The following is a 23,532-nucleotide window of genomic DNA, read 5'->3' on the forward strand; positions in this document are numbered from 1 at the left end:
AGCCGGCGTAGAACTTTTATGAGCGCAACCAGTGAGATGAGCGAGACCTTCGACCCGCGGCGACTCGCCCGGGTGATCCTGCCGAAGCGGGGTGAGCCGCGGGACGTCCGTTCCCTCTACATCGTGGAGAACGAGGCGGCACCGGGCCGGGTCACCGCGCTGAGCCGGACGGAGGCCCGCATTCCCGCCGGTACCGAGGTCAGCTTCGAGACCTACTTCAACGGATTCCCGGCGTCCTACTGGCGCCGGTGGAGCCAGCTGAGCGAGGTCCAGCTGCGGATCGAACTGACCGGTGACGTGCGCGTCGACATCTACCGGTCGAAGATCGACGGCTCCCGCATCGCCGTCGACGGCGGCAGCGTCGCCGAGGAGGACAAGGACGCCGACGGCCGCGGCACCATCGAGTTCACCGTCTCCCTCGCCCCGTTCGAGGACGGCGGCTGGATCTGGTTCGACCTCACCTGCGAGACCGAGACCACGGTCCACGCCGCCGGCTGGTACGCCACCGTCGACGCGGGCCCCCAGCAGCTCGTCTCCGACACGGTCGTCGTCGACCAGGCGACCGGGGAGAAGACCACGCTGCATGCCGGCGACTCCCTGCCGGCCCGCGAGCCGCGCGTGACCATCGGCATCCCCACCTTCAACCGCCCGGCGGACGCCGTCGCCGCACTCGAGGCCCTCTCCTCCGACCCGGTCGTGGACTCGGTCGTCGACGCGCTCATCATGCCCGACCAGGGCACGCAGCACCCGAACGACGAGCCGGGCTTCGCCGCGGTCGAGGAGTTCTACGGTGACCGGCTGCGCATGCCGGTGCAGGGCAACCTCGGCGGCTCCGGCGGCTACTCGCGCATCATGTACGAGGCCCGCCACCCGGAGCGCGGCACCGACAGCCCGTTCATCCTCTACATGGACGACGACATCGCCATCGAGCCGGACAGTGTGCTGCGCGCCCTGGCCGCCGCCCGGTACGCGGAGTCCCCGATGCTCGTCGGCGGGCAGATGCTGAACCTGCAGGAGCGCTCCCACCTGCACACCATGGGTGAGATCATCGACCGCGGCAGCTTCATGTGGACCGCCGCGCCGCACACCCACTACGACCACGACTTCTACAACCACCCGCTGCGCGACCGCGGTGAGTACGGCAAGACCGCCTCGGGCGAGTACGTGGACTCCAAGGACCTGCACCGCCGCATCGACGCCGACTACAACGGCTGGTGGATGTGCATGATCCCGCGCGTCGTCGCCGACACGGTCGGCCAGCCGCTCCCGCTGTTCATCAAGTGGGACGACGGCGAGTTCGGGCTGCGGTCCCGTGACCACGGTTTCCCGACCGCCTCCTGGCCGGGCATCGCGATCTGGCACATGGCCTGGTCCGACAAGGACGACGCGATCGACTGGCAGGCCTACTTCCACCTGCGCAACCGGCTCATCGTCGCCGCACTGCAGCACGAGGGCAGCCCCAGCGGGCTCATCGCCTCGATGGCCAAGGCCACCGCGAAGCACCTCATGTGCCTCGAGTACTCCACCGTCGCGGTGCAGAACGAGGCCATGAAGGACTTCCTCGCCGGCCCGGAGCAGCTCTTCGACATCCTGGGTACCGCACTGCCGCGCATCAACGCGCTGCGCAAGACCTTCCCGGACGCCGTCGTCGTCCCCTCGGCCTCCGAGCTGCCGCCGGCGGACGGTGGTCCGGCGAACCTGACGAAGATCCCGCTGTCCCTGGTGGCCAAGGTGGGCACCCTGGCGAAGGTCGTGGCGAACAACCTGCGTACCGCCGACCCGCACCACCACGAGGTGCCGCAGGTCAACCTTCCGCCGATCGAGGCCCGCTGGTTCTCCCTCGGCCGGGTCGACGGTGCCACCGTCACCACGGCCGACGGTCGGGGTGTGGTCTACCGCAAGCGCGACCGGGACAAGGCGAAGGAGCTGGCGACCGAGTCGGCCCGCCTCCAGAAGGAGGTCTACAACCGCTTCGACGAGATGCGTCAGCGTTACCGCGTCGCCCACCCGGAGCTGACCAGCTTCGACGCCTGGGGCAGGATCTTCGAGCCTGCACCGGAGGCGTCCAGCGGGTCCAGCGGGTCCGGTGAGTCCGGTGAGTAGAGCCGAGGCGGACGTCCTCGTCGCCCTGCAGAGTGCCGTGGCCGACATCCCCGGCGTCCTGCCCACCGCCCGCAGCCTCAGCCACTTCGGCGAACACTCGCTGGGTTGGCTCGGCCTCGCGGCGGCAGGTACGGTGCTGCACCGGAACGACCGCAGTGCCCGCACCGGACGGGACGCCTGGCTCGCCCTCGGGGCGTCCGCGTTCACCGCCCACGCGGCCTCCGTGGTCATCAAGCGGGTGGTGCGCCGGAAGCGGCCGCACGATCCGCGGATCCGGGTGGGCGTCGGGACGCCGAGCAGCCTCAGCTTCCCGTCCTCGCACGTCACCTCGACGACGGCGGCGCTGATCGCGCTGTCGCGGATCACCGGCTCACCGGTCCCGCTCGCGGGCATTCCGGTGATGATGGCCTCCCGGCTCGTGCTCGGCGTCCACTATCCGACGGACGTGTGCGCAGGGGTGGCGATCGGCGCCGCGGTGGAGCAGGCTGTCCACCGGTACGCAACAGACGACAGGAAGGCACGGACGCGATGAGCGAAGAGAACCGGGACCGGGACAGGGAGAGCCTGTACCTGGGGTCGGAGCCGCACACCTCTGGTCTGGACGACCCGGACGACGTCGCGGCATGGGACGAGCGCAACACCGCCACCTCCACCGACGGTGAGGGGAAGACGCTCGCGCCGCCGAAGAACCTGCTCGACGCGATGACCAAGGCGCTGCGTCCCAAGCAGTGGGTGAAGAACGTCCTCGTCGTCGCCGCCCCGGCGGCCGCCGGCGGTGACCAGCTGTTCCACGGCGGGACGATCCTCGACATCGTCATCGCCTTCGTCGTGTTCTGCCTCGGAGCCTCCTCGATCTACCTCATCAACGACGCCCGTGACGTCGAGGCGGACCGGGCGCACCCCACCAAGCGGTTCCGGCCGATCGCGGCCGGCATGCTGCCGGTGGGGCTCGCCTACGCGATGGCGGTGGTGCTCATCATCGCCGCGGTGGGGCTGAGTTTCCTGTCGACCTCCGGCTACGGGCTGGCCATCGTCATCGCGGTGTACATCGCCCTGCAGCTGGGCTACTGCTTCGGCTGGAAGCACCAGCCGGTGATCGACATCGCGCTGGTCTCGTCCGGGTTCATGCTGCGCACCATGGCCGGCGGCGTGGCGGCGGACATCGACCTGTCCCAGTGGTTCCTGCTGGTCGCGGCCTTCGGCTCGCTGTTCATGGCGGCCGGCAAGCGCTACGCGGAACTGAAGCTGTCGATGCGGTCGGGTGCGAAGATCCGCAAGTCGCTGGAGAGCTACACGCCGACCTACCTGCGCTTCGTGTGGACGATGGCGGCGACCGCCGTGGTCCTGTCCTATGCGCTGTGGGGCTTCGAGATGGGGGAGAAGAACCCGGACGCCTCGGTCTGGTACGAGGTCTCGATGGTGCCCTTCACCGTCGCCATCCTGCGGTACGCCGCCGACGTGGACCGCGGTGAGGGCGGTGCGCCGGACGAGATCGCGCTGAAGGACCGGGTGCTGCAGCTCCTGGCGCTGGCGTGGGTGATCGTCATCGCGGTGGCGGTCTACGCCTTCGCCTGAGTGCCTGTTCCTCTGAGCGCCTGAGCAGTTGAGCTCCGGCCGCGGGGATCTGCATCCGGTGTAACGCCGGAAGTAGTTTCCCCGTTGGGTTAGGGGACAACATCACTTTTTGGTAACGTTCCAGAGGTTGATGGACCCGGCGGCGGGAGAGGCCGTCGGGACGAGAGACAGGGCACCTGCTCACCGGTGCCCTGATCTGGACGATAGAGAGAGATATGACTACAGCTACTGGGAAGCACCGCTCCCGTACCGGAACGCTCGGTCGGAAGGTCGCCGCGTTCCTCACCGCTGCCGCAGCCGCGGTCGGCATCGCGACCGTCGCCACCTCGTCGGCCTCCGCCGACGACCGGGACGTTCTCGGGCCGAAATGCAGCTGGAGCGATTATGGCAACTTCGTTCAGAACTGCTGGTTCCACTCGGACGCCATGGGTCAGGACATCCAGGTCCAGATCAAGCGCTCCAACAGTGATGCCGCCGTCTACATGCTCGACGGTCTGCGTGCCCGCCAGGACTGGAACGGCTGGACCTGGCAGGGGGACATCGGCTCCGTCTTCACCAATGACGACGTCAACGTCGTCATGCCGGTCGGCGGCCCGTCGCAGTTCTACACCGACTGGGTCGGTCAGTACCACGGCTCCCAGGGGCCGTTCAACCCCCGCTGGGAGACCTTCCTGACCAGTGAGCTGCCCGCGCAGCTGGCCGCCGGGTACGGCATCTCGCAGAACAACAACGCGGTCGTCGGCCTGTCCATGGGCGGTACCGCCGCCCTGAACCTCGCGGCGAACCACCGCGACCAGTTCAAGCAGGTCACCTCGCTGTCCGGTTACCTGAACACCACGGCGCCGGGCATGTACCTCGCCCTGCAGTACGCCATGGGTGAGGGCAACCCGGGCGCGAATATCTGGGACATGTGGGGCCTGCCGCTGGACCCGGCCCGGTTCCGCAATGACCCGCTGCTCAACGTCCCGAAGCTCAACGGTCTGCCCGTCTGGCTCTCCGCGGGTACCGGTATCGCCGGCCCGAACGACGACTTCTTCGCCGACCCGATGGGTGGCATGGCCGGCTTCGGTCTCGAGCTCATGGCCCGCACCGAGACCGCCCCCTTCGAGCTGGCCGCCCGCGCCGCCGGCGCGAACGTCCAGGTCAGCTACCCGATGCAGGGTATCCACAACTGGACGCTGTGGAACCCCGAGCTGAAGAACGCCCGCCCGGCGATTCTCGACGCGCTCGGCGTGCAGTTCCGCGCTGAAGGCCCCGCCTGGTGATCCACCGACCGTGACCGGCCCGCACCGGTCACCGTCACCTCTCCCCACGGCCCCGCCCCGGTTTCTTCCGGGCGGGGCCGTTGCCGTCCCTGTCCGCGCCCCGGCGGGCGCGCCTGATAGTTTCGTGCCATGACGTGGTTGCTCATCTTCGCCGTGCTGGTCATCGCCCTGGTCGCCGGTGCGGTGCTGCCCCGCCGTGCCGCCTACATCGCCGGTGTGGACAGCGCCGCCGGTTTCCCGTGGTTCTGGCTCATCTTCCCCGCCACCGCCGTGGTCGTGGCCCTCGCCATCGGCGCCTGGCTGCCGGGGGACGGGGTCACGGCCGGCGGCGGGAACTTCGGCTGGACGATGTACATGCCGTTGGGGGACGCGGACGAGCCGTCGGACTGGGACAGGTTCCGGGGTGACTACCTCTCCGACGACCAGGCCTGGCGACTGCTGCTGCCCGGGGAGTGGGCCCGTGTCATCTATCCGCTCGCCGCGCTCCTCGGCCTGGGACTGACGGCGTGGGCCTGGCGCAGGAGGCGGATATGACGCTGGTCTTCCTCATCGCCGTCGTCGTGACGGCCGTGGCCGGGGTGGTCCTGCTGCGCACCGCGCGGCGTCCGGCGTCCCGCACCGCCGACCGGACGCCCCGCTTCCCCTGGTTCTGGGTGTCGTTCCCCCTGACGGTCCTGGCACTGGTCAGTGCCGTCGGTGCCCTGCTCGCCCGGTTCGCCGGCACCGAGGAGGTCCGGACGCCTCCGGTGCCGTGGGCGTTGACCTACCCGGATCCGCCCCGCAGCGGTCTCGACTTCCTGTCGGGTGAGCAGCTCCGGCAGCTCCAGGGGCCGTTGCCGCCGGAGGTGTACGTGTGGTTCTGGCCGGTCGCCGCACTCGTCGGCCTGGGGTGGTCGGTGTGGGCCTGGCGGACCGGCCGTCGGTGACCGACCCGCCGCCCCCCGGACAGGGCTGCTGTGCTGCTGTCCCACCGTAGACTCGGGGCCATGGCACATACCTCACCCCACCCGGCGGACGCCGCCCACGGGTCCCACGGCCCGCACCGGAACACCGGGCGGCGGCGTCCTGTCGACCGGGGCCCCCGGCCCGCCCTGCGCGGGCGGCTCCACGAGAATGCCGCCTGGTACTTCGCGGGCACCGGCACCGCACTGACCGTGGCCGCGGCGGTGCTCCACGGTGTGAGCGCGCTGACCTGGGTGACGGCGCTGTACACGCTGTGCCTCATCGGCCTGTTCACCGTCTCGGCGCTGTACCACCGTGCCCCGTGGCGCAGTGAGGCGACGGTGCAGGCGTGGCGCCGGGCTGACCACTCGATGATCGCAGTGTTCATCGCCGGTACCTACGGGCCGGTGACGGTCTACTCCTTCGACAGCTGGTCGGGCGGACTGTGGATTCTGCCGGTGTGCTGGGCCGCGGCCGTGGCGGCAGTGGCGTTGAACGTCTTCTGGATCGGCCATCCGCGGTGGGTGGACGTCATCGTGTACCTGGTGCTGGGCTGGGTGGCGGTGCTGAAGCTCGGTGGGTTCGTGACGGCTCTCCCGGTGGTGCCGGGGGTGCTGATCGTCGTCGGCGGGCTGATCTATTCGGCGGGGGCGGTGGTGTACGGACGGAAGCGTCCGAATCCGTCGGAGCGGTGGTTCGGCTTCCACGAGGTGTTCCATGCGGCGACGATTGTGGCGGCTGCGCTGCACCATGTGGCCGTCTGGCTGTTGATTCTGGGGTAACCTTCAACTAGAACTTGAGGTATTGGCGTGTCGGCGCCGGCGGACTGCGGTGCATTGACATAATGACCGTTGTCTCACCACATACCCCGACACCTGACCAGACCACGACGGACCGTGGCGCCACCGCCGGATTGACGAGAAGAAAGAGCGACACATGAAGCGCATCGCCGCGAAGAAGTCCCCCCGTTCCCACGCCACGCGGCGGATGAGTGCCTCGGTGCTGGCGCTCCCGCTGGCCGCGGCCCTGGCACTGCCCCTGGCACCCTCGGCCGCCGCCCAGGACGACCAGCCCGCCCCGAACCCGAACTCGATCGGTAACTACCTCGATCCGCAGAGCATTCCGGAGCGCGTGCCGCAGTCCGTGGAGAACCAGAACCTGCCGGGACTGCCCGACGGCGTCTCCGTCGACCGCGTCGAGTGGCTCACCGACCGGATGGTCAACGTCTTCATCAACTCCAAGGCCATGCCGGAGCACCCGGTCAAGGTGCAGATCCTGCTCGCCCGGGACTGGTACAGCCAGCCAGATAAGACCTTCCCGTCAGTGTGGGCCCTCGACGGCCTGCGCGCCCGTGATGACGAGAGCGGCTGGATGCTGTCGACGAACATCGCGCAGTTCTACGCCGACAAGAACGTCAACGTCGTCATGCCGATCGGCGGCAACTCCTCCTTCTACACCGACTGGGACCAGCAGCCGGAGCCCGGCGTGACCTACAACTGGGAGAGCTTCCTCACCAAGGAACTGCCCGCGGTGCTCCGCGAGGGCTGGCGCACCAACGAGCAGCGCGCCCTGACCGGCCTGTCGATGTCCGGCACCGCCGCGGTCAACCTGGCCGCCCACAACCCCGGCATGTTCCAGTTCGTCGGTTCCTTCTCCGGCTACCTCGACATCACCTCGCCCGGCATGCCCTTCGCCATCGGCTACGCCGTCAAGGACGGCTCCGGCTACGACGCGCAGAAGATGTGGGGCCCCTACGGCTCGCAGCGCTGGAAGGACAACGACCCGAAGCTGAACGTCGGCAAGCTCAAGGATACGACCGTCTACGTCTCCGCGGGCAACGGCAACGCCGGCGCCTACGACCGCCAGGGCCCGGTCCCCGGCTACCCGGAGAACCCGGCGGCGTTCGGCCTGGAGGCCCTGTCGCGCATGACGGCGGACTCCTTCGTCAACGCGGCGAACCAGGCCGGCGTCCAGACCATCACGAAGTTCCGCCCTTCGGGCACCCACGACTGGCCCTACTGGCAGTACGAGATGACGCAGGCCTGGCCCTACATGGCCAAGACCTTCGGCCTCGGCGACGACGAGACCGGCACGACCTGCGCGCCGAAGGGTGACATCGCCAAGAAGGCCGACGAGGTCTCCGCGGAGCTGGGCACCTGCCTGTCCGACGAGTACGACGCGAAGGACGGCGGCAAGGTCCAGGACTTCCGCAACGGCCGCGTCTGGTGGAAGCCGGGCACCGGCGCCCACGCCACCTGGGGCCGGATCAGCGCCCGCTACTCCGAGATGGGCGGCGCGGACTCCTGGCTCGGCTACCCGACCTCCGAGGAGCACACCATCGCCGGCGGTCGCGGCCGCTTCGTCTCCTTCGAGCACGGCAACATCTACTGGACCCCGGAGACCGGTGCCGTCGCCGTGAAGAGCGACATCATCGACAGCTGGGGTCAGACCGGCTGGGAGAACGGCCCGCTGGGCTTCCCCATCGAGCCCGAGACCGACATCGACGGCGGCCAGTGGCAGAAGTTCGAGAACGGCGTGATCCTGCGCAAGGACGGCAAGGTCAACTACGTCCAGGGTGCGATCGCCGCGAAGTACGTCGGCGACGGCGGCCCGTCGAAGTCCGGTCTCGGCTTCCCGACCACCGGTGAGATCAGCGTCAACGGCGGCAAGTTCACCGAGTTCGAGCACGGCAACATCTACTGGTCCGGCGACACCGGCGCCCACAGCCTCTCCCGCGGCGACATCTTCAAGGCCTGGGGCGAGGAGGACTACGAGCAGGGACGCTACGGCTTCCCGGTCGAGGACGAGTCCGACATCCCCGGCGGCGGCCGCGTGGTGAAGTTCCAGCACGGTGAGATCCGCCAGATCAACGGAAAGATCGAGAAGAACTGATGAAGAACCGCATCCTCACACTCGCCTGCGCCGTGGCCCTCGGCGGCGGCCTGCTGGTCGCCTGCGGGGACGACGGCTCGACGGTCGACAGCAGCGACGTCAGCTCGACGCCCAGCGTGGCACCGGGCGGGACCCGCAGTTCCGGATCGGCGTCCGCCACGTCCCCGGTGGAGACCACCACACCGTCGCCGCACTCCGGTAACGGGGAGGACGCCGCCGCCGGGATCACGGAGGTCACCGAGCTGCCCCCCGAGTCCGCCGTGCGCAACGACAAGGACCACAAGTTCCTCGACGAGCTCAAGAGCAACGGCCTGGAGATCAAGGACCAGATCGTCCAGGACCAGGTCATCGCCGTGGCGAACGACTACTGCCGCAGCCAGTCCTCCGGGGAGGACACGGGCTTCATCCTCGCCGTCGCCGGCCAGCTGCAGGGGCAGGGCGTGACCGACAAGGACCCGGAGCAGGTGGCCTCCGTCATCCGGGACGCCGCCTCCTCGACCTACTGCGGCGCCTAGGGACAGTTTCCGGTCCCTGCCGGAGCGGGGTCGTGAGCGTCGTCCCCGGTGTCGGGTTCACGAACCGAGGTGTCGGTCGGGTCCCGGGGCGGTCGGGTTCACGAGCCGAGGTGCTGCTCAGAGGCAGGAAAATCCGCCTGCCGGTTCGTTCCGCGGACATCGGGGTTCGTGTCGGGGTCAGGGGCACGTCGCGGGTGGGGCACCCCCGGGAGCAGTTTCCGGTCCCCACCGCGGCGGCTGCAGGAGTGTTGTACTCTTTCTGACTGAGTTTCAGGAGAACAATTCCGGCGGTGCTCATGGCCGCCGCCCTCACTGTCCACCCTGCCCTCGCCGCCGCCGATGATCTGCCGACGGACTCAGGAAATGCCGGGAGCGCCGGTAGCGCAGGAAGCTCCGGCGGGGATGCGTCCCTGTCCGACCAGATCGCCGGATCGAGCATCCACCCGGATCAGTCGAGCGTCCCGCAGGACCCGCCCGCCGTGCCTGACGGGGTGCGCATCACCCGGGTCGACGATCTCGACGGGGATCCTCAGGGACGCGTCAAGAGCGTCCACATCACGTCCCCCGCCATGAAGTTCGACGACATGGTCGTCGAGATGATCCTCGCGAAGGACTGGTACACCCACCCCGACGAGAGCTTCCCCTCCCTGTGGGGGCTCAACGGACTCTACGGCAGTGAGGAGCACAGTGCCTGGCTGCCGAAGGACCGCGGCGATGCCCTGACCCACTACGCCGACAAGAACATCAACGTGGTCCTGCCGGTCGGCGGCTACGCCTCCTTCTACACCGACTGGGAGAAGCCCGACCTGGGCGCCCAGCTGAACTGGGAGACCTTCCTGACCAAGGAACTGCCCGGCCTGCTCGCCCGGGACATGCGGTCCAACAACCACCGCGGCATCATGGGCGTGTCCATGGGGGCCACGGCCTCCATGCTGCTCGCCGAACGGCACCCGGACCTGTTCCAGTTCGCCGGGTCGATGTCCGGTTTCCTGGACACCACCTCGCCCGGCATGCCCGAGGCCATCGGCACGGAGATGCAGACCTACGGCCGGACCGCGACGAACATGTGGGGACCGTACTACTCGCAGGGCTGGCGTGACCACGATCCGAAGCTGATGATCGGCAACCTGCGCAACACCGCCGTCTTCGTCTCCGCCGGCACCGGGGTGCCCTACCCGGGGGAGGGCTACGGTGACCCGTCGATCGACCAGATCAACCAGGCGACGGAGGCGGTCGCCCGGCTCAACGCGCAGACCTTCCTCACCCAGGCGGCGTTCGCCGGGGTGAAGGTGCAGTCCAACCTGCGGCCGGCGGGCTCGCACAACTGGATGTCGTGGCAGAAGGACCTGGAGACGGCGTGGCCGCTCATCGCCTCCTCGCTGGGGATCGAGGAGTAAGTCCTCCTCCTCCCGTTTCCCGCCGTCCACGGCACCCGTCTACGGCATCCGTCGGCCCCGTCCACCCCGCCCCGCCGGTTTTCACACCTGGCTGGCCGGCCGGACGCCGCGGGAAACACTCTGACCTGCACGTCTCTCATCGTGAGATGCGGTGGAGGTGTGAAAAACCGGTGAGGCGGGGGAATAGAGCGAACAGGAGGGGTCACACCGGGCAGTGGGCTGAGTTTCCGGCCACTTCCGTGCAGGTCAGGATGGACATGTGAGCGCAATCGGTCTACCTTTATGACGTTAAACTGTCGTCACTCCAGTCACAGGAGTAACAGATGGTTAATTTGACGGCTCACCACATGAGGGAAATGACCATGCGTCCCATAAGGACCCGCTCCGACCACTACTCTGCCCGCCGACGATCCTGGGTCGGGGTGCTGGCGCCTGTCACTGCTGTCGCGCTCGTGCTCCCGATGGTGGCCCCGGCCTCGGCCGAACCTGCTGATCCGTCGGTGACTGCCACCGTGGACGCGGATACCCGGGCTGATGATGCCCAGGGGACTACGCCGCGCGCGGAGACCGGCAACATCGCACCGCCTGCCGGCTCCCGTGACGCGGATCTTGATCCGGGCCCGGCTCCGGAACGTCAGGTTCTGGCAGAAGAGATCAACCCCGATGTCCCGGGACTTCCGGACGGGGTCGAGGTCACCAGGATCGAATGGATGGAGAGCCGGTGGGCGAGGGTCTCGATCACGTCGCCGGCGATGAACGGCGAGGTGCAGAAGGTACAGATCCATCTTGCCCGTGACTGGTACTCCAGTCCGGACCGGACATTTCCGTCGATCTGGATGCTCGGCGGTATGTGGGGAAGCGATAAGGAGAACGGCTGGTCCTACAAGACCGATGCCGTGGACTTCTTCGCGGACAAGAACGTCAACCTCGTGCTTCCGGTCGGCGGCTCCGGGTCCTTCTACTCTGACTGGGAACAGCCCGACAACGGTAAGTACTACCGGTGGGAGACTTTCCTGACAGAGGAGCTTCCCCCTGTCCTGGCACAGTGGCGTACCGAGGAAGACCACCGTGCGATTGTCGGGCTCTCCATGGGCGGCACCAGTGCCTTCAATCTCGCAGCACGGCACCCCGACATGTTTGATTCCGTCGGGTCGTTCTCGGGTTATCTCGACACGACCAGCCCGGGCATGCCTCTGGTCCTGGGAAACACGATGAAGGGTGCGGGCTTTGACGCCACCAGGATGTGGGGTCCGTACTACTCGAAGAACTGGCGGGAGCACGATCCGAAGCTCAGTGTCCGGAAGCTGAAAGGAAAACTCCTCTACGTCTCGTCGGGAACCGGTTTCCCGGGGAACAACGACAAGCCCGACGCGCTGCCGAATGAGAAGGAGATGGTGGCCCGGATGAGTTCCCAGACTTTCGCGAACGCGGCGGCACTGTCGGGCGTCGATGTTCACACGGTATGGCGTCCGGACGGGACGCACAGCTGGCCCTACTGGGAATACGAGATCAAGCAGATGTGGCCCCTCATCGCCGAGAAGTGGGGAATACCGACCGAGGACACGGCTGCGGACTGCGTCGTGGAAGGGAAGTTCAAGGAGGCGGTCGACCGGGATCGTCGACGTGATCTCGGTGACTGCATCACCAACGTGTACGACGGGCCCCGCGGCGGCAAAATCCAGGATTTCCGGGACGGGCGGATCTTCCTCGCACCGGGGCAGGATACGGCCTATGCGCAGTGGGGCCGGACCGGTGCCCTCTATTCGTCGATGGGTGGTCCGGATTCCTGGCTCGGCTATCCGCTGCGTGAGGAAGGCCGCCTCGAGAACGGAGCATGGGTGAGGTATGAGGGTGGCCGTATCCACCACACCTCGACCTACGGAACGTTCGCGGTGAAGAGCGACGTTGTCTCTGCCTGGGGACGCAAGGACTATGAGCACGGGCTGGGTTACCCGACCTCCGCGGAGACGGAGGTTCCCGGCGGCGGTGCCAGGCAGAACTTCGAGAACGGTGTGATCTTCCGTTCCTCGGACGGCACGGTCGCCAGTGTCGAGGGTGAGATCGGTGAGCGCTACCTGACTGAGCTCGGAGGCCCCGAAGGCTCACTCGGCTATCCCACCAATGACCAGCGATCGGACCTCGCTGACGGTGGCTCGTTCAGCCGGTTCGACCGTGGTCTGATCTACAACAGCCCGTCTACCGGAGTCCACCTGATGTACCGGGGACCGCTCTACGAGGCCTGGCGTAGTGAGGGATTCGAGCACCCGGAGGGTCTCGGCTACCCGGTCACGGATGAGGTGATGCTCTCCGACGGCGCCCGGGAAGCCACCTTCCAGCGTGGAACCATCCGCGTCGACCGATTCGGAAAGGCCACGGTAACGCGGACGGCACGGTGACGATCACCGCGGCGTAACAACCCGCCGCCGGTCTCTCAGCCCGCTGCCAGTCAGACCGGGTAGCGTAACCAGGCATGAAGAAGCTCCTGACCGTGCTCGCGGCCATCATCCTCGTCGTCATCCTCATCATCGGATTCGGCACGTGGTTGGGCGACCGCGGACGCGACGACCACGGTGGCAACGCCGGTGGCCCGACACCCACGGAGACCCCCGAACAGCCGGCGAGCTGCCCGGCCTACGAGGTGGCCGCCGCGCCGGGCACGTGGGAGTCCAACGCCGACGACGACCCGTTCAACCCGACGGCCAACCCGAACTCCCTGCTGCTCAACGTCACCCGCCCGCTGCAGGAGAAGTACGGGTCGGTCGACGGCCCCAGCGACGGCGCGAACGGCGGGGTGAAGGTCTGGACGCTGCCCTACGCAGCCCAGTTCCGCAACATCGGCGCGCTCGGCGAGATGAGCTACGACGATTCCCGTACCGAGGGCCAGAACCGCCTGTCCGCCGAGCTGTCGGCGACCCACGGCGAGTGCCCGGGGACCCGTTTCATCCTCGTCGGCTTCAGCCAGGGTGCCGTACTCACCGGCGACCTCGCCACCGACATCGGCAACGGTAACGGCCCGGTGCCCGCGGAGAACATCGCGGGCGTCTCGCTTATCGCGGACGGACGCCGCGAAGACGGCAAGGGCGACCTGGTCGGTAGCAAGGAGGCCGGCGGGATCGGCGCGGAGATCGCACTGAGTTCGGTGGGTGCGCTGGTGCAGCCGATCGTGCCGGGGGCCTCGATGCGCGGCCCGCGGCCGCAGGACTTCGGCGCCCTGCAGGACCGCACCAAGCAGTTCTGTGCCCCGGCCGACCTGGTGTGCAGTGCCCCCCGCGATGTCGGCAACGCGATCCAGCGGGCCAATGACCTGGTGGCGGCGAACAAGGTGCACGCCGAGTACGCCACGAACGGTGGCGTCGTCCCGGACGAGACGGTGCCGGCATGGATCGTCGGTTGGGCGGAGGACCTCGTCGACAGCGGCAGGTGACACGCCGTCGTCACTTCCGTAACATCACCGTGTCTGAACCGTTATGGTTCTAGGAGAAAACCACCCCCACGATCAGGAGCGCACATGGAACTCAGCGATGCGATGAGCCAGTTCTACGACGACAAGGGCAGCATCGTGATCCCCGACCAGGTCACCCTGCCCACCATGAACGAGATGCTGTTCGCCATGGCGCAGATGGAGGGGGCGACGGACGCACCGCTGCTCAGCTTCCACGACTACTCCCAGTCCCGCGAGGGCGAGGTCGTCACCTGGTCCCGCGCCGAGGTCAACACCCGGATCAAGGCGGTGTGCGTCCGCCTGCAGCAGGTGACCACCCGCGGCGACCGGGTCGCCATCCTCGCGAACAACAGCCCGGAGTACCTCTTCGGCTTCCTCGGTGCGATGTACGCCGGCACGGTCCCCGTGCCGCTCTACGATCCGACCGAGCCGGGCCACGGCGCCCACCTCACCGCCGTCCTCGGCGCGGCCGCCCCGACGGTGGTGCTGACGAACCGGCACGCCGCCTCCGCGGTGCGCGGGTTCTTCGCCGACACCCCCGCCAAGGAGCGCCCCCGCATCCTCACGGTGGACGCCCTGCCCGACTCGCTCGCCGACGACTGGGTCAACCCGATGGTCGCCGCGATGTCGAACCCGGAGCTTGCCTCGGCGAACCTCGCGGACACGACCGCCTTCCTCCAGTTCACCTCCGGCTCGACCCGTACCCCCGCCGGCGTGGTGCTGACCCACCGCAACATCGTCTCGAACGTGCTGCAGGTCTTCCAGGCCGGCCAGCTCCAGTTCCCGATGCGGCTGGTGAACTGGCTGCCGCTGCACCACGACATGGGTATCATCCTCGCCTCGTTCTGCCTGATCCTCGGCATCCGCCAGGATCTCATGAGCCCGCGCGACTTCATCCAGGACCCGGCCCGCTGGATCCGCCAGCTCGCCGACGACGGCACCGGCGACAACGTCTACTCGGGCGTGCCGAACTTCGCCCTGGAACTGTCCTCCCGCTACGCCGACCCGTCGCAGCGCGCCGATCTCGCCGATGTCGACCTCAGTCACGTCGAGGGCATCATCAACGGTGCCGAGGCCGTCAGCCTGCAGTCCGTCGACCGCTTCGACGAGGTCTTCGGCCCCTACGGTTTCCGCCGCGTCGCCATGCGCCCGTCCTACGGCCTGGCCGAGGCGACGGTGCTGGTCACCACCCCGCAGACCGCCGACCGGCCCCGCCCGGGCATCTTCGACCGCGAGAAGCTCGCCGAGGGCACCGCCACCACCGTCGAGGCGGACGCCGCCACGGCCCTGCCCATCATGTCCGTCGGCGAGCCCGGCCCCTCCGAGGTCATCGTGCTCGTCGACCCGGCCACCGGGCAGGAACTGCCGGAGGGCACCGTCGGCGAACTGTGGATCCACGGCCCGAACGTCGCCGCCGGCTACCTCGACCGCGAGGACGAGACCGAGGAGACCTTCCGCAACAGCCTGCCCGCCGCGTCCCGGCTGGCCGAGGGCTCGCGCGCCGGGGACGCCCCCGAGGACAACTGGCTGCGTACCGGTGACCTCGCCACCATCGTCGACGGCCAGCTCTACATCACCGGCCGGATCAAGGATCTCGTCGTCATCGCGGGCCGCAACCACTACCCGCAGGACATCGAGGGCACCGCGCAGGACGCCACCGACCAGATCGCCACGGGTGTCCTCGCCGCCTTCTCCGTCGCCCCGGGTGCCGGTGCCACGGACGGGTCGGATGTCGAGGAGCTCGTCATCATCGCCGAGCGCGATCCGGAGGCCGACCCGTCCGGCGACGCGGACGCCGTGGCGGCCGTGACGACCGCGGTGACCGCGGCCCACGGCGTCCAGCCGAGCGAGGTGCGCATCGTCGCGCCGAACTCGATTCCGCGGTCGTCGGCGAACAAGATCGCCCGCCGGGTGGCGGCGAAGGTGTGGGCGGAGGGCGCGTTCGCCTGACATCGGAGCGGCGCCGGGTAAACTGGTGCCGCGCTTCCCGCCGGTGTGCTGACCGGCGGAATGTAGCGGTCCGGCGGTCACTGTCGTTTTATCCATGACGGTGACCGCTTCTCACCGTTGTCCCTGCCGCATCTTCCTGGAAGGCGAATATCCGCGACTATGTCGACCACGCCCGCTAGTGCCCCCACCACCGTCCCCGAGCTGCGCGCGTGGCTGCGTGACTGGGTGGTGGCCACCACCGGAGCGGAGGCCTCGCAGATCACCGATGACGGCCTGCTCGAGGAGTTCGGCCTGTCCAGCCGCGATGTCGTCGTGCTCTCCGGCGACCTGGAACGGCTCACCGGCGTGACGCTGGACGCCACGGTGGCCTACGAGCACAACACCATCGCCTCCCTCGCCTCCTATGTCATGACACAGGTCAACGGGGCCGGTACCCCCGGGGCGGGCACCACCCCCGTCACCGTCGCCGCGGGGGAGGGGCTGACCCCGGAGGACCGGCAGATCGCCGTCATCGGCACGGCCGCCCGCTTCCCGGGCGCCGAATCCGTCGCCGCCATGTGGACCCTGTTCGAGCAGGGCCGCAGCGGCGTCGGCGAGCTGCCGGAGGGCCGCTGGAGCGAGTACGCCGGCGACCCGGAGATGACCCGCCGCATGGCGGAAGCCCAGCTCACCGGCGGCTACCTCGCCGACATCGCCGCCTTCGACGCGGAATTCTTCGGCCTGTCCCCGGTGGAGGCCGCCAACATGGACCCGCAGCAGCGGATCCTGCTGCAGCTGGCGTGGGAGGCCCTGGAGGACGCCCACATCCCCGCCAACACCCTGCGCGGCAGCCGCACCGGCGTGTTCATGGGCACCACGAACAACGACTACGGCATGCTCATCAGCGCGGACCCCACCGCCGCGCACCCCTACGCGCTGACCGGCAACTCCAGCGCCGTCATCGCCAACCGGCTGTCCTACGCCCTCGACCTGCGCGGCCCCTCGGTCGCCATGGACACGGCCTGCTCCTCCTCACTCGTGGCGGTGCACCAGGCGGTGCGCTCCCTGCGGGAGGGCGAGTCCTCCGTCGCCCTGGCCGGCGGCGTGAACATCCTCGCCAACCCCTTCGGCACCGTCGCCTTCTCCGAGCTGGGCGTGCTCAGCCCCACCGGCGGTATCCGCGCCTTCTCGGAGGACGCCGACGGCATCGTCCGCTCCGACGGGGCGGGCGTGCTCGTGCTCAAGCGGTTGTCGGACGCCCGCCGCGACGGTGACGACATCCGCGCCGTCATCGCCGGCTCCGCGGTGAATCAGGACGGCCGCTCCAACGGACTCACCGCCCCGAACCCGGAGGCACAGGTCGCGGTCCTGCAGGACGCCTACGCCGACGCCCGCCTCAACCCCGCCGAGGTCGACTACGTCGAGGCCCACGGCACCGGCACCATCCTCGGCGACCCGATCGAGGCCGGTGCACTCGGCCGGGTGCTCGGTAAAGGCCGCGACAATGCGTCCCCGCTGCTGCTCGGCTCCGCGAAGACGAACTTCGGTCACAGCGAGGCCGCCGCGGGCGTCGCCGGGATCATCAAGGTCGTCGAGGCCATGCGCCACGGGGTGCTGCCGCAGTCGCTGAACTTCACCGGCCCGAACCCCTACATCGACTTCGACCGTGACCACCTGGAGGTCATCGAGGACCCGCGCGAGTGGCCCGAGTACTCCGGCTTCCCGGTCGCCGGGGTCTCCGGCTTCGGCTTCGGCGGCACCAACGCCCACGTCGTCCTCGTCGCCCCGGAGGGTGCGGCACCGGCCTCCGCCACCCCGGGCGAGGACGCCGCCCCGCGGCCCGCCCTGTTCGACCGCACCGCGGTCCAGGACAACGGCACGGAACTGCCACACCTGCTGCCGGTCTCCGGCCTGCTGCCGTCACGCCGCCGCACCGCCGCCGCCGACCTCGCCGCCTGGCTGGAGGAGAAGGGCACGACGGTGGACCTCGCCGCCACCGCCCGCGGCCTCGCCGGCCACAACCACGGCCGCTCCCGCGGCATCGTCGTCGCCCGCGATGCCGAGGCCGCCACCGCCGGCATGACCCGGCTCGCCGACGGGAAGAAGGGCGCCGGCATCTCCGTCGCCGACAGTCCCGACCGCGAGGGCCCGGTGTGGGTCTACTCCGGGTTCGGCTCCCAGCACCGCAAGATGGGCAAGGAGCTCTACACCCTCTCGCCGCTGTTCGCCGCCCGGATCCGTGAGATCGACGAGGTCGTGCGCTTCGAGGCCGGCTGGTCGCTCACCGACCTCATCCTCGACGACGCACGGACCTTCGACCTGGAATCCGCCCAGGTGGGCATCACCGCCATCCAGATCGCCCTGACCGACCTGCTGCACGCCGCGGGGCTGCGTCCGGCCGCCGTCGTCGGCCAGTCCATGGGCGAGATCGCCGCCGCCTACGCCGCGGGCGGACTGACCATGGCGGACGCCCTGCGCGTCGCCTGCCACCGCGCCCGCCTCATGGGCGAGGGCGAGCACCTGCTGCCCGAGGACAAGCTCGGTGCGATGGCCGTCGTCGAACTCGGCGTGGACCAGCTCGAGGAGTTCAAGGTCGAGCACCCCGAATTCGCCGCCGTGGAGCCGGCGGTCTACGCCGCGCCGGGCATGACCACTGTCGGCGGGCCGGACAAGCCGGTCAGCGACCTGGTGGAGTACCTCGACGGGGAGGGCAAGTTCGCCCGCAAGATGAACGTCAAGGGTGCCGGGCACACCAGCATGCTCGACCCGATCCTCGGCGAACTGCAGGCTGAGATCTGCGACATCGTCCCGCGCCCGCTGCACACCCCCGTGTACAGCACCGTCGACCGCGGCGTGGTCTACCGGCCCGGCGATGTGGTGCATGACGCGGACTACTTCCTGCGCTGCACCCGGCAGGCCGTCTGGTTCTCGGACGCCACCGGTGCGCTGTTCGACGAGGGGCACCGCACCTTCGTCGAGATCTCGCCGAACCCGGTCGCGCTGATGCCGATGATGAACACGGCCTTCGCCCACGACGCCGGGGAATCCAGCCTGATGTACCTGCTCAAGCGCAAGGAGCCCAGCGGGGACACGCTGCTGGCCACCCTCGCCGAGCTGTACGCCCGGGGCGGGGATGCCGATCTCGCCGCCCTCGAGGATCCGGGCGCGTACGCCGACGTGCCGGGGGTGCACTGGAACCTGCAGCACTTCTGGACCGAGGCCCGGCCCACCGGTGGCGCCGGGGCCGCGGGACTGCCCGGGGCACGGGTCGCCCTGCCCGACGGGCGGACCGCCTTCTCCTGCCCGGTCGGCGAGGTGCCGAGTATCGCCGCCGCCGCCGAGGCCGCGGCGGAGGCCGTCATCCCCGGGGCGCAGGTCGCCGCGGTGGAGACCTACGCCGGCCTGCCCGGTGCCGGTGACGCCGGTGACGACGGTGGTGCCGGTGGGGTCACCACGCTGGTGACCCGCTCGCTCGGCGGCCTGTCGGTACACGTCCACGTCGTGGCCGCGGACGGGACCTCCACGCTGGTGGGGGAGGCTTTCGCGCCGACCCTGCCGGCCGGCGGTGCTGCGACGTCCGCGGGCCCGGCCGGGGCGGTGGCCGCTGCGGCTCCGGCGGCCACGACCGACCACGCCACCGGTCACAGCGCCGGCCACACTGCCGGCAACGCCCTGCCGACGGTCGACGAGGGCGGGGCACGCTGGGATCCGGCGTCCGGCCAGAGCGTCGCCGACCGGCTGCGGGACATCGTCTCCGAGTCGATGGGCTATGACGCGGACGACCTGCCCGGTGAACTGCCGCTGATCGACCTCGGCCTGGACTCGCTGATGGGTATGCGCATCAAGAACCGGGTGGAGTACGACTTCGACCTGCCGCCGCTCAACGTCCAGGAGCTGCGCGACGGCTCCGTCGACGATGTCATCGCCTCGGTCGAGCGCATGGTCGCGGCGAAGGACGGTGCGGCCGATGATGCCGTCGCTGACACTGTCGCTGACGCGTCCGACGGGACGGTGTCCACGGCTGCGCCGGAGACCGCCGGGTCGCCCGCGGCGTCCGGTAACGACGGCGAGGCCGAGCACCAGGGCGTGGGCGTGGCCCCGCGCGACGCCTCCGAGCGCATGGTCTTCGGCACGTGGTCCGGGCTCACCGGCGCCGCACCCGCCGGTGTGACCAGCCCGCTGCCCACCATCGACGAGGCCACCGCCACCGCCATCGCCGGGCGGCTCGCCGAACGCTCCGGTGCGGACATCACCGCCGAGCAGGTGCTCGCCGCGGAGACCCTCGAACCGCTGTCGGACGCCGTCCGTGAGGTCTTCGAGACCGAGGTCGAGGGCAACATCCGCGTGCTGCGCGCCCGGCCGGAGGGCTCCACCCGGCCCTCGGTGTTCATGTTCCACCCGGCCGGCGGGTCGAGCGTGGTCTACGAACCGCTGACCCGCCGCCTGCCCGCCGACGTGCCGGTCTACGGTGTGGAACGGCTGGAGAGCAGCCTCGACGAGCGCGCCGCCGCCTATGCCGCGGACGTGAAGAAGCTCGCGGCGGGGCGTCCGGTCGTGCTCGGCGGATGGAGCTTCGGCGGGGCGCTGGCCTTCGAGGTCGCCGCCGTGCTGGAGAACGACCCCGAGGTGACCGTCGGCCACCTGGAACTGCTCGACCTCGTCAAGCCGGCGCACCCGGCACCGGACACGGTCGAGGAGACGCACGCCCGCTGGGACCGCTACGCCGCCTTCGCGAAGAAGACCTACGGCATCGACCTGCCGGTCCCGCACGATCTCATCGACGCGCAGGGTGAGGAGGCGCTCATCGGCCTGATGACCGGGTTCCTCGCGAACACGGACGCCTCCTCGCACGGCCTCGCCGCCGGCGTGCTCGAGCACCAGCGCGCCAGCTTCGTGGACACCCGCATCCTCGACACCCTCGACTTCGCCCGCTGGGCGGACGTCACCGCACCGGTGACGCTCTACAAGTCGCAGGGCATGCACGAGGGCGCGATCGAACTGGAGCCGGCCTTCGCGGAGATCGCCGAGGACGGCGGCTGGTCCGGCATCGTCGACGACCTGGAGATCGTGCAGCTGCCCGGCGACCACCTGGGTGTGCCGGACGAGCCGGCGATCGGGATCGTCGGGGCGCACATCGTCGAGCACCTTGACAGCCTCAGCTAGCGTGGAGGACGTGAGCACCATGAGCCGGAAGACCACCGGAACCCCCGACAACCCCGTCTTCGGCGACGAGGCGGCCCTCGCCGACCGCTACGCCCCCGGGACCGGCCGCTCGGTCGCGGAGAAGCTCGCGGACCTCAACGCCCGGCTGGAGGAGGCGCAGGACCCCGGCAGCGAGCGGGCGCGGGCCAAACGCGACGCCGCCGGCCACACCACCCCGCGCCAGCGCATCGACGAACTGCTCGACGAGGGCACGTTCACCGAGATCGGTGCGCTGGGCCGCACCCCGGGTGACCCGTCGGCGCCGTACGGCGACGGTGTGGTCACCGGCTACGGCAAGGTCAACGGCCGGCCGGTCGCCGTCTACGCCCACGACAAGACCGTCTACGGCGGTTCGGTGGGCGAGACGTTCGGCAACAAGGTGTGCGAGGTCATGGACATGGCCACCCGCATCGGCTGCCCGGTCATCGGCATCAACGATTCCGGCGGCGCGCGGATCCAGGACGCGGTGATGAGCCTGGCGATGTATTCGGAGATCTCGCGGCGTCAGCTGCCGCTGTCGGGGCAGTCGCCGCAGATCTCGATCCTGCTGGGCAACTGTGCCGGCGGAGCGGTCTACGCCCCGGCCACGACCGACTTCATCATCGGCGTGGAGGAGCAGACGACCATGTTCGTCACCGGCCCGGCGATCATCGAGTCCGTCACCGGCGAGAAGGTCGACATGCAGGAGCTCGGCGGCGCCCGCGCACAGGCCGCCAACGGCAACCTCAGCTACGTCGCCTCCGACGAGGACGACGCCTTCGAGTACGCCAAGGACCTGCTCGACCACCTGCCCTCCAGCGCGTTCGAGCCCACCCCGGCGTTCTACTTCCCCTCCGATGAGCCGGAGGACCGGGATTCGGAGCTCGTCGACATCGTGCCGGACGACCCGAACGTCGGCTACGACATGATCGAGGTCCTCGGCCGGCTCTTCGACGACGAGCAGTTCCTCGAGGTGCAGGGCGACTACGGGCAGAACATCATCACCGGCTTCGCCCGGATCGACGGCCGGTCGGTCGGCGTGGTGGCCAACCAGCCGATGGTCCTCGCCGGCTGCATCGACGCGGACGCCGCGGACAAGGCAACCCGGTTCATCCGCATCTGCGACGCCTACAACGTGCCGCTCGTCTTCGTCGTGGACACGCCCGGCTACCTGCCCGGCACCGACCAGGAGAAGGTCGGGCTGATCCACCGTGGGGCGTCGCTGGGCTTCGCGATGGTGGAATCCACCGTGCCGAAGATGACGGTCATCATCCGCAAGGCCTTCGGTGGTGCGTACGCCGTGATGGGGTCGAAGAACCTCGGCGCGGACATCAACCTGGCGTGGCCGACCGCGCAGATCGCCGTGATGGGTGCCGAGGGTGCCGCGGTGATGATGCAGGGCCGGCAGCTCGCGGCGATGCCGGAGGAGCAGCGGCCGGCGGCGAAGAAGATGTTCATGGACTTCTACAACGCCAACATGACCAGCCCCTACGTCGCCGCGGAGCGCGGCTACATTGACGCGATCGTGGACCCGGCGGAGACCCGGGTGAAGCTGCGCCGGGCGCTGCGCCTGCTGCGCGACAAGCACGTGCCGGAGCAGCCGAAGAAGCACACGATCATGCCGATGTAGGTGTTGGTGGGGCCGGGTGCGCTGTCTGTGCTGGCTGGCTTGCGCTGCCTGCGCTGTCCGCATCTCGACGCGGCACTGTGGCGGAGCCAGCGGCTGTGGCCCGTGAAAAACCGGTCCGATTCGGGGACGCCGGTGCACTCGGACTCCCCGAATCGGACCGGCTTTTCACGTCATGCCGTGCCGGGGGTTTACCTGTGGGTCCGGACTGCGCCTGGAAGCTCCGGCGTCTCCGGCGAAGTGGCCCGGGAGGACGGTGTATCCGGCGAAGTAGTGCGCGGCCTGCGCTTCACTTCTCCTAGTTTCCCTTAAAGTTTCCATCGGGTAAGTTTGTCCCCGATGGCTTCCGATCAAGGCTGTCCATCACCCATGAGGTGACCTTTCAGTAGGTGAGGCGCCCCGCCTGTGCAGGTGGGGCGCCTTTCTCGTCCTGTCGGTAGGGGTGGTACCAGGGGGGAAGCAGTTGTGCTAACTGACATTAAGTTTTCAGGATTGGTAGTGTTCCACAGCGAGGCACGAACCTGTGCCACATCAACTTTCCTGAAAGGAATCTCCAATGATCGACTCCATCTCCACCTTCCTGTCCTCCGTCGTCGAGCTGCTGCAGACCGGCATCAACGGCCTCGTCGACGCCATCGCCCAGGTCTTCAACGGCGAGAAGTAG

The 23,532-nt window shown here is 69.1% G+C and carries 15 protein-coding genes; all 15 read left to right on the forward strand.

Going from position 1 to position 23,532, the window contains the following annotated elements; genetic code table 11:
- The first annotated feature begins 18 nt into the window (after positions 1–18).
- The 15 genes from FSW06_RS10585 (at position 19) to FSW06_RS10655 (ending at position 22,871) form a co-directional block, all read left to right on the forward strand.
- The gene (locus tag FSW06_RS10585; RefSeq protein WP_040430233.1) at positions 19–2,103 is read left to right on the forward strand and encodes a glycosyltransferase; all 2,085 of its coding nucleotides are present in this window, start codon (positions 19–21) and stop codon (positions 2,101–2,103) included.
- Entirely contained in the window at positions 2,096–2,635 is a 540-nt protein-coding gene (locus tag FSW06_RS10590) for a phosphatase PAP2 family protein (RefSeq protein ID WP_010120672.1), read from the forward strand. Before FSW06_RS10585 ends, FSW06_RS10590 begins: the two co-directional genes overlap by 8 nt.
- A complete protein-coding gene (locus FSW06_RS10595; RefSeq protein ID WP_010120671.1) occupies positions 2,632–3,678 on the forward strand; it encodes a decaprenyl-phosphate phosphoribosyltransferase in 1,047 nt (348 codons plus the stop codon). The genes FSW06_RS10590 and FSW06_RS10595 overlap by 4 nt, the downstream gene beginning before the upstream one ends.
- Before the next feature lie 215 nt (positions 3,679–3,893).
- Positions 3,894–4,943 (forward strand): alpha/beta hydrolase, encoded by a 1,050-nt coding sequence (locus FSW06_RS10600; protein ID WP_010120670.1) that lies wholly within the window; start codon positions 3,894–3,896, stop codon positions 4,941–4,943.
- A gap of 129 nt (positions 4,944–5,072) precedes the next feature.
- Positions 5,073–5,477, forward strand: a complete 405-nt coding sequence (locus FSW06_RS10605; protein ID WP_010120669.1) for a hypothetical protein — start codon at positions 5,073–5,075, stop codon at positions 5,475–5,477.
- A complete protein-coding gene (locus FSW06_RS10610) occupies positions 5,474–5,869 on the forward strand; it encodes a hypothetical protein (protein ID WP_010120668.1) in 396 nt (131 codons plus the stop codon). Before FSW06_RS10605 ends, FSW06_RS10610 begins: the two co-directional genes overlap by 4 nt.
- A 60-nt stretch (positions 5,870–5,929) precedes the next feature.
- Complete coding sequence (gene trhA, locus FSW06_RS10615) at positions 5,930–6,667, forward strand: PAQR family membrane homeostasis protein TrhA (protein WP_010120667.1); 738 nt, start codon at positions 5,930–5,932, stop codon at positions 6,665–6,667.
- A gap of 154 nt (positions 6,668–6,821) precedes the next feature.
- The gene (locus FSW06_RS10620) at positions 6,822–8,777 is read left to right on the forward strand and encodes an alpha/beta hydrolase-fold protein (protein ID WP_010120666.1); all 1,956 of its coding nucleotides are present in this window, start codon (positions 6,822–6,824) and stop codon (positions 8,775–8,777) included.
- On the forward strand, positions 8,777–9,292 hold the full coding sequence (locus FSW06_RS10625; RefSeq protein ID WP_010120664.1) for a DUF732 domain-containing protein: 516 nt from the start codon (positions 8,777–8,779) through the stop codon (positions 9,290–9,292). Before FSW06_RS10620 ends, FSW06_RS10625 begins: the two co-directional genes overlap by 1 nt.
- A gap of 296 nt (positions 9,293–9,588) precedes the next feature.
- Positions 9,589–10,689: an alpha/beta hydrolase gene (locus tag FSW06_RS10630; RefSeq protein WP_010120662.1), complete on the forward strand. Its 1,101-nt coding sequence runs from the start codon at positions 9,589–9,591 to the stop codon at positions 10,687–10,689.
- Between the two features lie 422 nt (positions 10,690–11,111).
- A complete protein-coding gene (locus FSW06_RS10635) occupies positions 11,112–13,085 on the forward strand; it encodes an alpha/beta hydrolase-fold protein (protein WP_211354169.1) in 1,974 nt (657 codons plus the stop codon).
- A 74-nt stretch (positions 13,086–13,159) separates the two neighbouring features.
- Positions 13,160–14,113: a cutinase family protein gene (locus tag FSW06_RS10640; RefSeq protein ID WP_010120659.1), complete on the forward strand. Its 954-nt coding sequence runs from the start codon at positions 13,160–13,162 to the stop codon at positions 14,111–14,113.
- An 84-nt stretch (positions 14,114–14,197) separates the two neighbouring features.
- Complete coding sequence (locus tag FSW06_RS10645) at positions 14,198–16,081, forward strand: FadD32-like long-chain-fatty-acid--AMP ligase (protein WP_010120657.1); 1,884 nt, start codon at positions 14,198–14,200, stop codon at positions 16,079–16,081.
- 159 nt (positions 16,082–16,240) lie between these two features.
- Positions 16,241–21,223 carry a polyketide synthase Pks13 gene (gene pks13, locus FSW06_RS10650; RefSeq protein WP_010120655.1) on the forward strand — a complete coding sequence of 1,661 codons (4,983 nt, stop codon included), beginning with the start codon at positions 16,241–16,243 and terminating at the stop codon, positions 21,221–21,223.
- A gap of 19 nt (positions 21,224–21,242) precedes the next feature.
- A complete protein-coding gene (locus FSW06_RS10655; protein WP_010120654.1) occupies positions 21,243–22,871 on the forward strand; it encodes an acyl-CoA carboxylase subunit beta in 1,629 nt (542 codons plus the stop codon).
- The last annotated feature ends 661 nt before the right edge of the window (positions 22,872–23,532 follow it).

This window comes from Corynebacterium nuruki S6-4 (genome assembly GCF_007970465.1).
Taxonomy (GTDB): Bacteria; Actinomycetota; Actinomycetes; order Mycobacteriales; family Mycobacteriaceae; genus Corynebacterium; species Corynebacterium nuruki.